At 53.1% G+C, this 1,590-nt stretch carries 1 rRNA gene; it reads left to right on the top strand.

Features of this window, described 5'->3' with window-relative positions:
- Positions 1–56 precede the first annotated feature (56 nt).
- Positions 57–1,590: ribosomal RNA gene (locus tag SCSH_RS10760) — 16S ribosomal RNA — on the top strand; the annotation flags it as partial.

The raw sequence follows: 1,590 nt of genomic DNA, 5'->3' as shown, positions 1-1,590 counted from the left end.
AACCTGTCAAGAACAATAAGTCAGCAATGACGAATGAGCGCAAGCTCAAACTTTATATTAATGAGAGTTTGATCCTGGCTCAGGACGAACGCTGGCGGCGTGCCTAATACATGCAAGTGGAACGCAGTGAATTCACCGGAGCTTGCTCCACCGAATTGACTGAGTCGCGAACGGGTGAGTAACGCGTAGGTAACCAACCTTATAGCGGGGGACAACTATTGGAAACGATAGCTAATACCGCATAACAATGACAAACACATGTTAGTGATTTGAAAGGGGCAAATGCTCCACTATAAGCTGGACCTGCGTTGTATTAGCTAGTTGGTAGGGTAAAGGCCTACCAAGGCTGCGATACATAGCCGACCTGAGAGGGTGAACGGCCACACTGGGACTGAGACACGGCCCAGACTCCTACGGGAGGCAGCAGTAGGGAATCTTCGGCAATGGGGGGAACCCTGACCGAGCAACGCCGCGTGAGTGAAGAAGGTTTTCGGATCGTAAAGCTCTGTTGTCAGAGAAGAACGGGTGTGAGAGTGGAAAGTTCACACAGTGACGGTACCTGACGAGAAAGGGACGGCTAACTACGTGCCAGCAGCCGCGGTAATACGTAGGTCCCGAGCGTTGTCCGGATTTATTGGGCGTAAAGCGAGCGCAGGCGGCTCTGTAAGTCTGAAGTAAAAGGCAGTGGCTTAACCATTGTGTGCTTTGGAAACTGCGGGGCTTGAGTGCAGAAGGGGAGAGTGGAATTCCATGTGTAGCGGTGAAATGCGTAGATATATGGAGGAACACCGGTGGCGAAAGCGGCTCTCTGGTCTGAGACTGACGCTGAGGCTCGAAAGCGTGGGTAGCGAACAGGATTAGATACCCTGGTAGTCCACGCCGTAAACGCTGAGTGCTAGGTGTTAGGCCCTTTCCGGGGCTTAGTGCCGTAGCTAACGCAATAAGCACTCCGCCTGGGGAGTACGACCGCAAGGTTGAAACTCAAAGGAATTGACGGGGGCCCGCACAAGCGGTGGAGCATGTGGTTTAATTCGAAGCAACGCGAAGAACCTTACCAGGTCTTGACATCCCGGTGCCAGTCCTAGAGATAGGATTTTTCTTCGGAACACTGGTGACAGGTGGTGCATGGTTGTCGTCAGCTCGTGTCGTGAGATGTTGGGTTAAGTCCCGCAACGAGCGCAACCCTTATTGTTAGTTGCCATCATTGAGTTGGGCACTCTAGCGAGACTGCCGGTAATAAACCGGAGGAAGGTGGGGATGACGTCAAATCATCATGCCCCTTATGACCTGGGCTACACACGTGCTACAATGGTCGGTACAACGAGTCGCAAGCCGGTGACGGCAAGCTAATCTCTGAAAGCCGATCTCAGTTCGGATTGGAGGCTGCAACTCGCCTCCATGAAGTCGGAATCGCTAGTAATCGCGGATCAGCACGCCGCGGTGAATACGTTCCCGGGCCTTGTACACACCGCCCGTCACACCACGAGAGTTTGTAACACCCGAAGTCGGTGAGGTAACCTATTAGGAGCCAGCCGCCTAAGGTGGGATGGATGATTGGGGTGAAGTCGTAACAAGGTAGCCGTATCGGAA

Origin of the sequence: Streptococcus orisasini, from assembly GCF_001431045.1 — a bacterium.
GTDB lineage: Bacteria > Bacillota > Bacilli > Lactobacillales > Streptococcaceae > Streptococcus > Streptococcus orisasini.
The sequence above is the reverse complement of the archived record's forward strand: the minus strand, read 5'-3'. Positions and strand labels throughout refer to the sequence as shown.